Here is a 12,276-nt window from a genome sequence, read left to right as displayed (position 1 = left end):
CACCCCGGACAACCCCCGCCCTGCGCCATGATCCGCGCTGCCTCCGGAAGAGTGCCCGTCCGCGCGCGAATCTGCCGCTCTTTCCGGGCGCGTACGGCACCGCCTGCCGTCGGCGGCGGGCGCGGCTGGGGCGGCAGGGGCGGGCGCGGGCAGCCGGCCGAGCAGGGCCACCCGCCACGCCGTCGAGGTGCGGCATCCGGCGACGCGGGCTACCGTCGCAGGCGATGGTCCCTTCCGGTCAGCTCTCCCCGGCGTCGTACCCCACCGGTGCGCGCTGCCCCGCTGAGATCGACACCCTCACCCTGGGTGACCTCGCCCCGGGCCCCGGTTGGCGGCGGCCGGTGCTGGTGGAGCGGGAACTGCTCGTACTGACCACAGGCGGACACGGCACTGCCGAGGTGGACTTCCGGGCACTGCCCTGCCGGCCCGGCACGCTGCTGCGGGTGCACGCCGGGCAGGTGCTGCGCTGCACCGGCGCGCACCTCGACGCCACCGTGGTGCGCTGGCGGACCGACGTGCTGCGCGGGCTGGACGTCGACCCGGACGCGATGCCGACCTGGTTGCAACTGGCCGGCGAGGACGAGGACGCGGTGATCACCGAGGTCAGCCAACTCTCGGTGGACTGCCAGCGGCACCACGGGGTGCCGGCCGCCCGCGCCCTGCTCCGGCACCAACTCGCCGTGCTGCTGATCCGGCTGGCGCTGCTGCCGACCGACCGGCCGGCGCCGCGCGCCGAGACCGCCACCTTCCACCGGCTCTGCCGGGAGATCGAGCGCGGCTACCAGCACACCCGCCGGGTCGAGGACTACGCCGACCGGCTGGGCTGCTCGGTCCGCACGCTCACCCGGGCCTGCCTGGCGGTCACCGGGCGCAGCGCCAAGCAGGTGGTCGACGAGCGGGTAGCCCTGCAGGCCAGCCGGCTGCTGGCGGCCACCGGCGAGCCGATCGCCCAGATCGGTCGCCGGCTCGGCTTCTCCGAGCCGACCAACTTCGGCCGGTTCTTCACCCGCGAGGTCGGGGTGAGCCCGGGCGCGTTCCGGGCCGCCCGCGAGCAGCCCGTACCGGGGCCGGTCATCCGACCCCGCCCGCCGGCCGACCCGCTCACCGGCGCCGGCCCGGCCTGACGGCGGGCGGGAGATATCCGGTGGTCGCCGCTCCACCCGGGCGCGTACGTTGACCGCCGCCCCGCTCGACCTCCCAGGGAGACCCCGCTGATGCCCACCCCGACCCTGCACACCGACCGGCTGCTGCTGGAGCCCTACCAGTCGGACGACGCCGAGGACTTCGTCACCCTGTTCACCGACCCGGAGGTCGGGCGGTTCATGGGCGACGGACCACTCACCGCCGAGGAGGCCGGCGCGCTGTTCGGCCGGGTCTTCAGCAAGGTGTACGCGGCGGATCTGTTCGACGTCTGGGCGGTGCGCCACGACGGCCGGTACGTCGGGCACGCCGAGATCAAGCGGACCGATCAGGTGGCCGGGCACGAGATCATCTACGCGCTGGCCAAGCCGGCGTGGGGCGGCGGCCTCGGCACCGAGCTGGCCCGGGCCCTGGTCCGGTACGGCTTCGACACCCTCGACCTGTCCCGGGTGTACGCGACGGTCGCCGACGCCAATCACGCCTCGCTGGCGCTGCTGGGCAAGCTGGGCTTCGCCCACGAGCGGGACATCGTCGAGGACGACGGCAGCGTCACCCGGGTCCTCGCCGTCGACCGGCCCGGCCTCGCGAGCTGAGCCGCGCGGCACCCGCGAACCGTCTCCCGGTCGCCCGACCCGCCGCTGGCACCCAACTCCTCTCCAGCTGGCGGGGTGAGCCGGCCACGGGCTCGCCATCGACGTCACCGTCCAGGGCGGACGGCACCGGGTTTCGTGAATCGCGCTCCCGGGAAATGTTCGGTTTGGACACGGCAGGGAATGGTGACGAAGGGAGCCCCGCGATGGGTCTGATGTTCCGCAAGCGCAAGAAGTACGGGCCGATCATCCTGAACTTCACCGAGAACGGGTTCTCGTCCTGGAGCATCAAGATCGGTCGCTGGTCCTGGAACTCCCGGGCCAAGGCGCACCGCGTCGACCTGCCCGGCCCGCTCTCCTGGAAGCAGGACAAGTCCCGGACCTGACCTTCCGGACGTCGCGCGGGGTGCCGGTGGCTCGCCGGCACCCCGCTCGGCGTCCGGGCCCGTTACCGCTCGTGGAACGGGTCGGACCGCTGGCGGGTTTGCCACGGTCACCGGTAACCCACCGCGCCGGTGTTCTGGCCGGCCCGCCGGCCGCGGGCCGGCCGTCGGCTCAGCGCTGCTGGTGGCGGGGCAGGGCGCCCTACCCTTCCTAGGGCCCGGTCAGCTCGGCGCATCGCCGCTCGACGGCCGTCAGCCCGCCGCTCGACGGCCGTCAGCCGGCGGTTGCGGCACTCAGCGCGGCAGCGGAACGGCGGTCAGGACGGCGGCTCGACGGCGGTGATGACGACGTCGCCGCCGAGCCGGCCATGCTCCGGATCGCGGCTGACCGCTCCGGAGTGCAGCAGCCCGGTCAGCGCCCGGACGGCGTCGGCGGAGCGGTAGACGGTCGAGGTGAGCGCGTGCCGGCGTAGCTCGGTGACCGTACGGGGGCCGGCGCGGTGCAGCTCGGCCAGCAGTTCCCGACGCAGCGGCCCGGGCTCGGGGTCCAGCGCGATGTCCAGCAGCCGCCCGGCCGGGTCGGCCGGGTCGCGGTACCGGACGCCGGCGTACTCGTCGACGGCCCAGAGCGCCTCCTTGAACGCCTCCAGGCTCTTGTCCGACCCGGTGGCGAAGGCGAGCCGCCGCGCCGGTGAGCCGTCGACCGGCACCAGGTCGACCTCGGTCACCAGCGGGAAGCCGGCGACGCCCAGCGCATCCCGGGTCGGCACGTCGGCAGCGGTCAGCAGCAGCAGCTCGGCCGGGCGCCCGGTGGCCGCGGCGGCCAGCACGGCCGGATCCGGCGCGGCCGGGTCGTCCACGAACGACAGGGCGGGCGCGCCGGCCGCCCCGGCCGCCTTGAGCGCGACCGGCAGCCGGGCGGGCCGGCCGGGCACCACGTGCACGGCCACCTCGGCCGGCAGCTCCGCCTCGACGGGGCCGAGCCGGGCCGGCAGGTCCTCGCTCCCCTCGGCCAGCACCAGCACGGTCAGCCGGCGGCCGCGCAGCCGGTCGGCGTACTCGGCGACCACCCGCAGCGCGGCCTCGGCCCCGCCCGCGTCGTCCCCCGCGTACGCGCAGGCGACGGTGGCCCGGCGGGCGCGGTGCAGCGCCCCGGGCAACCAGTGCTCCAGGTGTCGGACGAGCAACTCGCGCAGCACGGCGTCGGTCGGCATCCTGCCGTTCTACCGCACAGCGGCGCCCGACGGGCGGCCCGGCCCGTCCAGGCGCCGGCAGACACCCGCCGCAGGCTCAGCGGGCGCCACCCCGACCCCGCAGGTTCAAGCGGGGCAACCCGACCCCAAAGGCCCAGCCGGGGCAACCCGACCCGAAGGCCCAGGCGGAGCAGCCCGATGCCGCAGGCTCAAGCGGGAGCAACCCCGACTTCGCAGGTCCAGGCGGGGGCAACCCCGAGCCTGCAGGCTCAGGCGGGGATGGAGATGCCGATCCCGCCGCGGGTCTGGCCGCCGTAGCGCTGCCGCTCGGCGTCCAGGTCGAGCCGGCCGATCCGCTTCCGGGCGGCCAGCGCGGCGTCGTCGAGCCGGTCGGCCGGTACCAACCAGACGATCTCGAACTCCAGGCCGTCCGGGTCCTGGCCGTAGAGGCTCTTGGTGGTGCCGTGATCGGAGGTGCCGACCAGGGCGCCCGCGGCGGCGAGCCGCTGCGCGGTGGCGGCCAGCTCGTCCAGCGTGTCCACCTCCCAGGCGAGGTGGTAGAGGCCGACGGTGGCGCGGCCCGCGGTGGAGCGGCCGGCGCCGGCGCCGATCTCGAACAGGCCGAGGTCGTGGTCGTTGGTGGAGTCGGGCGCCTGGAGGAAGGTGGCGCCCCGGAAGCCGTCCGGAGTCATCGCCACCGGACGGAAGCCCAGCACGTCCCGGTAGAAGGCGACGCTGCGGGCGAGGTCACTGACGTAGAGGACGGCGTGGTTGAGGCGGTGGATTCCCATGCCTCGACGCTAGCGCGATTTAGTTGAACCTTCAACTACTGGGCTATGATGGGCGTCATGACCCGCTGGCTGGACCCGGACGAGCAACGCACCTGGCGGGCGTTCCTGACCGCCTCCCGGGCGCTGATGGAGACGCTCGACCGCGAGCTGCAACGCGACGCCGGGATGCCGCACGCGTACTACGAGATCCTGGTCCGGCTCTCCGAGGCGCCCGGGCGGCGGCTGCGGATGAGCGAGCTGGCCGAGGCGAGCGGCGCGTCGCGCAGCCGGCTCTCGCACGCGGTGTCCCGGATGGAGGCGGCCGGGTGGGTGCGCCGCGAGGATTGCCCGACCGACCGGCGCGGGCAGGTCGCGCTGCTCACCGAGGCGGGGTTCGCCACCCTCGCCGCCGCCGCGCCCGGGCACGTCGAGGGGGTACGCCGGCACCTGTTCGACGCGTTGACCCCGGCTCAGGTCGACCAGCTGCGCCGGATCAGCGAGACGCTGGCCGACCACCTGACCGGTTCCTGACCGAACCGCTCCGGCGCGGGACTTGTACTTACCGTCGTCGGTTGAGCACGATGGGGCGTGCCCTCCGGCTTCGGTGAACTGACTGACCAGGCGCACCACCTGGTGTCCGCCGGCGACCTCGCCGGCGCCCAGCGGCTGCTCGCCGACGCGCTGACCGAGGCCGACCCGCGACCGGCCAACGCCACGCCCGAGCTGGCCGAGGCGGCCAGCCTGCAGGCCCGCGTGCTGGTCGCCCTCGGCGAACCGCACTCGGCCCGGGGCTGGGCCGCCTTCGCGTACGCGGCCACCACCCGGCTGCACGGCCGCTCCGACCAGCGCACCGTGGCTGCCGCGGCCACTCTGGCGGCGGTGCTGCACCGGGTCGGCAGCTGGTCCCGCGCCGCCCGGCTCTACCAGGAGGTCATCATCGAGCTGACCGCCCTGGACGGCCCGGAGTCGCTGCGGGTGCTCGCCGCGCACGCCGACCTGGCCACCGTGGAGTACGCCCGCGGCCAGTGCCAGGTGGCCCGGGACCGGCTCCAGGACGCCTGGGAGCTACACCGCGAGGTGTACGGCGACGGGCACCCCAGCGGCATCAAGATGCTCGCCCGGCTCGGCGCGATGCAGCGCGACTGCGGGCAGTTCGCCGAGGCGCACGACAACCTGGCGTTGGCTCGGGAGCTCTGCCGGCAGCACCTGCCCGCGGACGACCCGCTGGCCGCGCAGGTGGCCACGCTGGCCCGGGCGGCGGCGAAGCCGGACCACGTCTGCGCGGAGACCGCGCCGGTGAGCCGGGACGGCCCGGTCGTGCCGGCGGCGCGCACCCCGCCGCCCGGCGACCGGCCGGTGCCGGAGGACCGGCCCCTGTCCACGGAGCACCCGCCGGAGGACTGGCACCGGTCGGAGGACTGGCACCCGTCCGAGGGGTGGCACCCCTCGACCGGCCAGCACCCGCCGGAGGGCTACCACCCCTCGGGCGGCTATCAGCCGTCCGGCTGGCCAGAGGGCGAGGAGACCGGGCCGGCCGACGCCGTCGATCCCCCGGTGCCGACGCCCCGGCAGCCGGTGGACGGCCCGACCACCGCGCCGGAGCAGGGCTGGTGGCCCCCGGAGCAGGGCCCGGACGACGGGTCGGACAGCGCGGTGCCCCCGTCGGTGGTCACCCTGGCCGACGGCCCGGTCGACGAGGCGGACGGGGTGCGCCGGGTGCCCCGGTACGACGACCCGCCGTACCCGCCGTCGCCGCTGCTGCCCGTGCCGGTGCACCGGCCGCCGGGCCGGCGTACCGATCGGCTGCTGCTGCTCGTCGTCGCGGGTGTGGCCGTGGTGCTGCTCGGCACCGCGGCGGTCATCGCCGGGGTGTCCCGGATGGACGGCGGCGCCGACCCGACCGCCCCGGCCGCCAGCGGCGGGCCGGCCACCTCCGCCGCGCCGAGCACCCCCGCGCCGGCCACCTCCGCGCCGACCGGCGTCGCGGCGGCCTCACCCGGCACCCCGCCCGGCGCGGTGGCCCTGCGGGACAACCGGGACAACGTCGCGCTGAGCTGGACCTACCCGGCCGGCGGCGAGGGGCCGGTGGTGATCTCCGGTGGCCGGGCGGGCCAGGCCCAGACCGCCTTCGCCGACCTGCCCGCCGGCACCACCAGCTTCGTCGTCTACGGCCTGAACCGCAGCACCGACTACTGCTTCACGGTCGCCGTGGTCTGGTCCGCCGACACCGTCGCCCGCGCGGAGCAGGTCTGCACCCGCCGCCGCTGACCACCCGGCGGGCGCGGCCCCGAGCCGGTGGCGAACAGGCCGATCCGGGCCGGCTCGGCCGCCCTGAGTCGGCGGCCGCGCGCGCACGACCCCGGTCGGCGTCGACCGGTTCGACGGTGCCGCCGGGCCGATTCGGCTCGGCTCAGGCCGATTCGGCTCGGCTCAGGCCGGTTCGTCGGGCAGGGCCGGCAGCCGCAGCCGCACGCACAGCCCGGGCCCGGGCTCGGCGTCGGCCAGCTCGACCGTACCGGCGGCCCGGCGAACCAGTTCCCGGACGATGGCCAGCCCCAGACCGGTGCCGCCGGCGTCCCGGGCCCGCGCGTCGTCGAGCCGGGTGAACCGGTCGAAGACCCGTGCCCGGTCCGCGACCGGGATGCCCGGCCCGTCGTCGGTCACCGTCACCAGGTGGTACGCGCCCGGCCCGGCACCCGCCCGCCGCGCCTCTGGGGCGGGCCCGTCGCCGCTCGGCGCGGGTACGGCGGCCAGCACCACCTCGCCGCGGGCGTGCCGGACGGCGTTGTCCACCAGGTTGGCCAGGATCCGGTGCAGCTCGTCCGGATCACCGACGGTCCAGACCGGCGACTCCGGGGCGAGCACCCGCACCGGCGGCGACGGGTACCGGGCGGCCACCGCGGCCAGCAGCCCGCCCAACTCCACCGGACCGGTGGTCCGGGCCGGCGGGGCCTCGTCCAGCCGGGCCAGCAGCAGCAGGTCGTCGACCAGCCGGCTGAGCCGCTCGGTGTCGGCGAGCAGGTTCGCCGACACCGCCGTCCAGTCGGTCCGCTCGGCCAGCCGCTGCGCCACCTCCAGTTCGGTGCGGATGTTGGTCAGCGGGCTGCGCAGCTCGTGTGCCGCGTCCGCGACGAAGGCGCGCTGCCGGTTCCGGGCCGACTCCAGCCGGCCGAGCATGCCGTTCAGGGTGACCGCCAGCCGGTGGATCTCGTCCCGGGACGCGGGCACCGGCAGCCGGCCACCGCCGTCGCGCCCGGTGATCTCCTCCGCCCCTCGGCGCAGTGCCTCCACCGGCCGCAGGGTCGCCCCGACCGCCCGCCAGGCGACCACCGCGAGCAGCCCCACCAGCAGCGGGAACGCGACCAGCAGGATGGTGCGCACCGCGTGCGTGCTGTGCCGTACGTCGGCCATCGAGCGGGCCACCAGCACGGTACGGGGTTCGGCCCCGGTGCCGGCCGGCACGGCCACCACCCGAACCGGCCCGGGCAGTCCGACCCGCTCCCCCGGCACCGTTAGCCGCTGCCGGGCGTCCCGGTCGACCTGCTCCGGTCGCAGCATCGGCACCAGCCGGTCGGCGTCGATCGAGGCGGCCCGGACCCGGCCCTCGTGGTCGACCACCTGCACCCTGGTCTGGCCGGCGGCCACCGGCAGCGGGTCGGGCAGCGCGTCCTCCGCGGCGAGCAGCGCGACCGCGTCGGCGGTGCGGAACGCCTCGTTGTCGACGGTGCGTTGCAGCACGAAGTGCAGCACGCCGAGCAGGATCAGCCCGCCGACCGCCAACCCGACGGAGAGGCCGAGCACGCCGAGCACCATGAGCCGGCCGCGCAGCCCGAACGCCGCCCGCAGCCGGCCCCACGGCCCCGCCCCGCTCACGTCGCCAGCCGGTAGCCGGCCCCGCGGACGGTCTCCAACCGCTCCCGGCCGATCTTGCGCCGCAGGTAGCCGACGTAGACCTCGACGACGTTCGGCGCGGTCTCCATCCCGGCGTCCCAGACGTGGTCGAGCAGTTCGGTCTTGGAGACCACCTCGCCGGGGCGGCGCATCAGGTAGTTCAGCAGGGCGAACTCCCGGGCGGTGAGCTCCACCTCGGCGTCGGCCCGGGTCACCCGGCGCCGGGCCGGGTCGAGGGTGAGGTCGCCGACCGCGAGCACCGTCGGGCGTTCCGGCGCGCCGCGGCGCAGCAGCGCCCGCAGCCGGGCCAGCAGCACCACGTACGAGAACGGCTTGGTGAGGTAGTCGTCGGCACCGCAGTCCAGCCCGTCGGCCTGGTCGTACTCGCCGTCCTTGGCGGAGAGCATGAGCACCGGCAGCCAGTGCTCCTCGGCGCGCAGCCGGCGGACCACCTCGTAGCCGGAGAGGCCGGGCAGCATGACGTCGAGGATCATGGCGTCGTAGCCGCCGTGCCGGGCCGCGTCCAGCCCGGCCGGGCCGGTCGCCGCCACGTCCACCGCGAACCCCTCGGCCTGCAACCCTCGTTGCAGGGCCGCCGCCAGCCGCGACTCGTCCTCCACCACCAGCAACCGCACGGCTCAAGCGTGCCACCCCCGGACGAGGGGCCGAAGCGGCGTCCTCAGCGCCCTCTCAGCCTCGATTGGGCAGGATGTGTCCAGGAGGTGCCATCCATGTCCGTCCTGAAGAGCCGTCCCGTCCTGCGCTGGCTGGTCCCGGTGACCGCCGCCGCCACCGTCATCGGCGGCGGTGCCGCGCTCGGCACGTTCGCCGCCCAGGCCGAGCCGAGCCTGCCGCCGCGCACGGCCGCCGAACTCCTGGTCGACCTGCAGACCTCCCGGCTGGAGGGGCTCTCCGGCACTGTCGTGCAGCGCGCCGACCTGGGCCTGCCGCCGCTGGCCGGGCTGGCCGGCGGGGAGCTGGGCAGCCTGCTGACCGGCACGCACACGCTGCGGGTCTGGCACTCCGGCCCGGACCGGCAGCGGATCGCACTGCTGGACACCCTCGGTGAGAAGGACGTCATCCGCAACGGCCGGGACGTCTGGACCTGGGACAGCCGGACCAACACCGCCACCCATCGCACGCTGCCCACCGAGGGCGGCGAGCCGGCCGCGCCGGAGCTGCCGGCCACCCCGCAGCAGGCGGCCGACCAGGCCCTCGCCGCGATCGACCCGAGCACCGAGGTGAGCGTCGGCCGCTCCGCCACGGTGGCCGGGCGGGACGCGTACGAGCTGGCGCTCGCGCCGCGCGACGCCGCTTCGCTGGTGCACCAGGTGCGGATCGCCATCGACGCCCGCGAGCACGTGCCGCTCCGCTTCGAGGTCTTCGCCGACGGCAGCGACCAGCCGGCCTTCGAGATGGCGTTCACTCAGGTGGACTATGCCCGGCCGGCCGCCGACCAGTTCGCGTTCAACCCGCCGCCCGGGGTGAAGATCACCGAGGAGTCGGTGGAGCGGCCGGCGGGCGCGCACCGGGCCGAGCGGCCGGCCGGCGAGCGGCCGCAGGCGCGTACGGTCGGCGAGGGCTGGACCATGGTGGTGGTCGCGCGGCTCGGCGGCGCGGCCAGCGGCGGCGCCGGCAAGCCGGCCGGGGCCCCGCCGGCCGAGGTGGCCGGGGTGCTGGACGCGCTGCCGAAGGTCAGCGGCGACTGGGGCAGCGGGCGGCTGCTGACCGGGAAACTGTTCAGCGCGCTGCTCACCGACGACGGCCGGCTGCTCGCCGGCGCGGTCACCCCGGAGCGGCTCTACGAGGTGGCCAAGGGCTGACCTCGGCGACGGTCGGGGGGTGCGCGCGCAGGCGGCCTCCCCGACCGGCGTGTTCCGTGTGCGGGCCGGCGGGTGACGCCGGCCCGCAACGCTTGGTGCGGCGGATCGGCGCGCGGTATCTTTCTCAGTTCAGGCAACAAAAAAGAACGGCCGAATAGCCGTTCCGGGAAAGATACTAACCAATTGGGAGACGGCTTGTCAAGGCACTCCGGCGATTCCGGTGAATTGCAGCCCGACGACGAGATCGGTCGCGAGCAGGAGTACGTCTCGATGCTCTACCGCCGGCTGGACGGGCTGCGTGAGCAGGCCTCCCGGCGGCTGACCGAGGAACTGCGCAACACCGGCGGCACGTTGCAGGCCCGTTCCCAGCGCGACAGCGCGGTGCGGATGTACGCCGAACAGGTCGAGCAGTTCTCCGCCGTGGAGAACGGCCTCTGCTTCGGCCGGCTGGACACCGACGACGGCGGGCCGCACTACATCGGCCGGATCGGCATCTTCGACACCAGCGGCGACTACGACCCGCTGCTGATCGACTGGCGGGCGCCGGCCGCCCGCGCCTTCTACCTCGCCACCGCCGCCAACCCGCAGGGCGTACGCCGGCGGCGGCACCTGCGCACCCGGGAGCGCAAGGTGACCGCGCTCAACGACGAGGTGCTCGACCTGGCCACCGCCTCCCCCACCGCGCACGAGGAACTGACCGGGGAGGCGTCGCTGCTCGCCGCGCTCAACGCCGGGCGGACCGGGCGGATGCGCGACATCGTGGAGACCATCCAGGCCGAGCAGGACCGGGTCATCCGGGCCGACCTGCCGGGCGTGCTGGTGGTGCAGGGTGGGCCGGGCACCGGCAAGACGGCGGTCGCGCTGCACCGGGCCGCGTACCTGCTCTACACCCACCGCCGGGAACTCGCCACCCGCGGCGTGCTGCTGGTCGGCCCGAACGCGACCTTCCTGCGCTACATCTCCCAGGTGCTGCCGGCGCTGGCCGAGACCGGTGTGCTGCTGCGCACCCAGGGCGACCTCTTCCCCGGGGTGAGCGCCCGGCGCACCGAGAGCGCCGAGGCGGCAGCGCTCAAGGGGCGGCTGGTGATGACCGAGGTGCTCGCCGAGGCGGTGCGCGACCGGCAGTGGGTGCCCGCCGAGCCGCTGGAGCTCGAGCTGCCGCAGCAGGAGGTCCTCCGGCTCGACCCGGAGACCGTCCGCGCCGCCCGGGACCGGGCCCGCCGCTCCGGCCGCCCGCACAACCTCGCCCGCGCGTTGTTCGACGTCGAGCTCGTGCACGCACTCGCCGCGCAGGTCGCCGACCGGATCGGCGCCGACCCGCTGGGCGGGGAGAACCTGCTCGACGAGGCCGACGTCGCCGAGATCCGCCGCGAGCTGCGCGACGAGCCCGAGGTGCGGGCCGTGCTGGACCAGCTCTGGCCGGTGCTCACCCCGCAGCGCCTGCTCGCCGACCTGTACGCCTCGGCCGAGCGGATCGCCACCGCCGCGCCGATGCTCACCGCCGCCGAGCGGGCCCTGCTGCACCGGGAGCCCGGCGGCTGGACGCCGGCCGACGTGCCGCTGCTGGACGAGGCGGCCGAGCTGCTCGGCGAGGACGAGCGGGCCGCGACGGCCCGCCGGGAGCGGATCCGGGCGCTGCAACGCGAGTACGCCGAGGGCGTGCTGGAGATCGCCCGAGGCTCCCGGTCGATCGACGTGGAGGACGAGGCCGAGGGCGGTGAGATCCTCGGCGTGACCGACCTGCTGGACGCCGACCGGCTGCTGGAGCGGCAGGAGGAGGTCGACCGGCTGACCACCGCGCAGCGGGCCGCGGCGGACCGGAGCTGGGCGTTCGGCCACGTGATCGTGGACGAGGCGCAGGAGTTGTCGCCGATGGCCTGGCGGCTGCTGATGCGCCGCTGCCCGAGCCGGTCGATGACCATCGTCGGGGACGTGGCGCAGACCGGCGCGCTGGCCGGCACGCCGTCCTGGGCCGACGCGCTGGAGCCGTACGTGGCGCAGCGCTGGCGGCTGGAGGAGCTGACGGTCAGCTACCGCACCCCGGCCGAGATCATGGCGGTCGCCGCCGAGGTGCTGGCCGAGATCGACCCGGCGCTGCGCCCGCCGCGCTCGGTACGCCGGAGCGGCTTTCCGCCGCGGAAGGTCGCGGTACCGGCGGCGCGGCTGGCGGCGGAGCTGGTCGACGCGGTGACCCGGGAGGCGGCCGGGTTGACCGACGGCCGGCTCGGGGTGATCGTGCCGGCCGGCCGGGTGGCCGAACTCGGCGCCGCGGTCACCGCCGCGCTGCCCGAGGCGGCCATCGGTGAGCACCCGGAGCTGGAGAGCCGCGTGGTGGTGCTGACCGTCGCCCAGGCCAAGGGCCTGGAGTTCGACTCGGTCGTGGTGGTCGACCCCGACCGGATCGTCGCCGAGTCCCCACGCGGCCGCAGCGACCTCTACGTCGCCCTGACCCGCGCCACCCAACGCCTGACCACCCTCCACCCCAC

The 12,276-nt window shown here is 75.7% G+C and carries 11 protein-coding genes; 7 read left to right on the top strand and 4 right to left on the bottom strand.

Features of this window, described 5'->3' with window-relative positions; translation table 11 throughout:
• The first annotated feature begins 224 nt into the window (after positions 1-224).
• The 3 genes from DLJ47_RS06525 (at position 225) to DLJ47_RS06515 (ending at position 2,116) form a co-directional block, all read left to right on the top strand.
• Entirely contained in the window at positions 225-1,124 is a 900-nt protein-coding gene (locus DLJ47_RS06525) for a helix-turn-helix domain-containing protein (RefSeq protein ID WP_109899163.1), read from the top strand.
• A gap of 90 nt (positions 1,125-1,214) precedes the next feature.
• A complete protein-coding gene (locus DLJ47_RS06520) occupies positions 1,215-1,733 on the top strand; it encodes a GNAT family N-acetyltransferase (RefSeq protein ID WP_109899162.1) in 519 nt (172 codons plus the stop codon).
• 203 nt (positions 1,734-1,936) lie between these two features.
• The gene (locus DLJ47_RS06515) at positions 1,937-2,116 is read left to right on the top strand and encodes a DUF4236 domain-containing protein (RefSeq protein ID WP_088995195.1); all 180 of its coding nucleotides are present in this window, start codon (positions 1,937-1,939) and stop codon (positions 2,114-2,116) included.
• 314 nt (positions 2,117-2,430) lie between these two features.
• Here DLJ47_RS06515 and DLJ47_RS06510 read toward each other — a convergent pair whose 3' ends face one another.
• Complete coding sequence (locus tag DLJ47_RS06510; protein ID WP_109899161.1) at positions 2,431-3,327, bottom strand: hypothetical protein; 897 nt, start codon at positions 3,325-3,327, stop codon at positions 2,431-2,433.
• Between the two features lie 248 nt (positions 3,328-3,575).
• Complete coding sequence (locus tag DLJ47_RS06505) at positions 3,576-4,097, bottom strand: VOC family protein (RefSeq protein WP_109899160.1); 522 nt, start codon at positions 4,095-4,097, stop codon at positions 3,576-3,578.
• A gap of 48 nt (positions 4,098-4,145) precedes the next feature.
• Here DLJ47_RS06505 and DLJ47_RS06500 point away from each other — a divergent pair, with 48 nt between their 5' ends.
• Together DLJ47_RS06500 and DLJ47_RS06495 are read left to right on the top strand one after the other, a co-directional pair.
• The gene (locus DLJ47_RS06500) at positions 4,146-4,607 is read left to right on the top strand and encodes a MarR family winged helix-turn-helix transcriptional regulator (protein ID WP_109899159.1); all 462 of its coding nucleotides are present in this window, start codon (positions 4,146-4,148) and stop codon (positions 4,605-4,607) included.
• Between the two features lie 57 nt (positions 4,608-4,664).
• On the top strand, positions 4,665-6,344 hold the full coding sequence (locus DLJ47_RS06495; protein WP_109899158.1) for a tetratricopeptide repeat protein: 1,680 nt from the start codon (positions 4,665-4,667) through the stop codon (positions 6,342-6,344).
• 162 nt (positions 6,345-6,506) lie between these two features.
• Here the strand turns inward: DLJ47_RS06495 and DLJ47_RS06490 are convergent, their stop codons facing one another.
• Together DLJ47_RS06490 and DLJ47_RS06485 are read right to left on the bottom strand one after the other, a co-directional pair.
• Positions 6,507-7,889, bottom strand: a complete 1,383-nt coding sequence (locus DLJ47_RS06490; protein ID WP_109899165.1) for an ATP-binding protein — start codon at positions 7,887-7,889, stop codon at positions 6,507-6,509.
• Between the two features lie 56 nt (positions 7,890-7,945).
• Entirely contained in the window at positions 7,946-8,602 is a 657-nt protein-coding gene (locus DLJ47_RS06485) for a response regulator transcription factor (RefSeq protein ID WP_088995199.1), read from the bottom strand.
• A 96-nt stretch (positions 8,603-8,698) separates the two neighbouring features.
• Between DLJ47_RS06485 and DLJ47_RS06480 the strand changes: the two genes are divergently transcribed.
• Positions 8,699-9,790 carry a LolA family protein gene (locus tag DLJ47_RS06480; protein WP_109899157.1) on the top strand — a complete coding sequence of 364 codons (1,092 nt, stop codon included), beginning with the start codon at positions 8,699-8,701 and terminating at the stop codon, positions 9,788-9,790.
• Between the two features lie 270 nt (positions 9,791-10,060).
• The coding region (locus DLJ47_RS06475; RefSeq protein WP_199235726.1) for a HelD family protein at positions 10,061-12,276 on the top strand (2,216 nt) is incomplete at its 3' end.

Origin of the sequence: Micromonospora sp. S4605 (assembly GCF_003176715.1) — a bacterium.
GTDB lineage: Bacteria > Actinomycetota > Actinomycetes > Mycobacteriales > Micromonosporaceae > Micromonospora > Micromonospora echinaurantiaca.
This window is presented reverse-complemented; position numbering and strand designations above follow the sequence as displayed.

Excerpts from the sequence above, each read along its gene's own strand:
- DLJ47_RS06525 (WP_109899163.1), top strand. The coding sequence starts at position 225 with ATGGTCCCTTCCGGTCAGCTCTCCCCGGCGTCGTACCCCACCGGTGCG.
- DLJ47_RS06520 (WP_109899162.1), top strand. The coding sequence starts at position 1,215 with ATGCCCACCCCGACCCTGCACACCGACCGGCTGCTGCTGGAGCCCTAC.
- DLJ47_RS06515 (WP_088995195.1), top strand. The coding sequence starts at position 1,937 with ATGGGTCTGATGTTCCGCAAGCGCAAGAAGTACGGGCCGATCATCCTG.
- DLJ47_RS06510 (WP_109899161.1), bottom strand. The coding sequence starts at position 3,327 with ATGCCGACCGACGCCGTGCTGCGCGAGTTGCTCGTCCGACACCTGGAG.
- DLJ47_RS06505 (WP_109899160.1), bottom strand. The coding sequence starts at position 4,097 with ATGGGAATCCACCGCCTCAACCACGCCGTCCTCTACGTCAGTGACCTC.
- DLJ47_RS06500 (WP_109899159.1), top strand. The coding sequence starts at position 4,146 with ATGGGCGTCATGACCCGCTGGCTGGACCCGGACGAGCAACGCACCTGG.
- DLJ47_RS06490 (WP_109899165.1), bottom strand. The coding sequence starts at position 7,889 with ATGGTGCTCGGCGTGCTCGGCCTCTCCGTCGGGTTGGCGGTCGGCGGG.
- DLJ47_RS06480 (WP_109899157.1), top strand. The coding sequence starts at position 8,699 with ATGTCCGTCCTGAAGAGCCGTCCCGTCCTGCGCTGGCTGGTCCCGGTG.